The organism is Halomonas sp. B23F22_20 (assembly GCF_043496985.1).
Taxonomy (GTDB): Bacteria; Pseudomonadota; Gammaproteobacteria; order Pseudomonadales; family Halomonadaceae; genus Halomonas.
Genome location: NZ_JBIEKH010000073.1, coordinates 1 through 869, shown reverse-complemented (window position 1 = coordinate 869; position 869 = coordinate 1). Strand labels below are relative to the sequence as shown.

1 protein-coding gene is annotated in these 869 nt (G+C 65.0%); it reads right to left on the bottom strand.

The features are described 5' to 3' along the window. A partial coding sequence (locus ACGTN6_RS20610) for an MBG domain-containing protein (protein ID WP_394594928.1) occupies nt 1–869 on the bottom strand: 869 nt, incomplete at both ends.

Genomic DNA, 869 nt, shown 5'->3' with positions numbered 1-869 from the left:
CGAGGTGGTGACACTGCTGAGCACGCTTTCGTCCTCACCGCCGACCAGGCCGCTGGCGGTAAAGCCGCTGACGCTTTGGTTGCTGCCGTTGTAGGTCACGGTGTCGCTATTGGCGGTGACCGTGGCGGCGGCCTTATCGATGGTCAGGCCGCCGCCGATAAAGGTGAGGGCGTAGTTGCCGTCGCTGCCGCTGGCGGTATGCACGTAGTTACCGGCATCGGTGCCGCTGCCGCCGCTGGTGGTGACGCCGCTGAGGACGCCTTCGTCCTCGCCGCCGACCAGGCCGCTGGCGGTAAAGCCGGTCACGTTCTGGACGCTGCCGTTGTAGGTCACGGTATCGCTATTGGCGGTGACGGTGGCGGTGGCCTTATCGATGGTCAGGCCGCCGTCGATAAAGGTGAGGGCGTAATTGCCATCCGTGCCACTGGCGGTATGCACGTAGCGGCCGGCATTGGTACCAGTGCCACCGCTGGTGGCCACGCCGGTAAGGACGCTTTCGTCCTCGCCACCGACCAGGCCGCTGGCGGTAAAGCCGCTCACGCTCTGGTTGCTGCCGTTATAGGTCACGGTGTCGCTATTGGCGGTGACGGTGGCCAGTGCTTTATCGATGGTCAGGCCGCCGTCGATAAAGGTCAGGTCGTAATTGCCATCCGTGCCACTGGCGGTATGCACGTAGCGGCCGGCATTGGTACCAGTGCCCCCGCTGGTGGCCACGCCGGTAAGGACGCCTTCGTCCTCGCCACCCACCAGGCCGCTGGCGGTAAAGCCGCTGACGCTTTGCGCACCGCCGTTGTAGGTCACGGTGTCGCTATTGGCGGTGACGGTGGCGGCGGCCTTATCGATGGTCAGGCCGCCGTCGATAAAGGTGA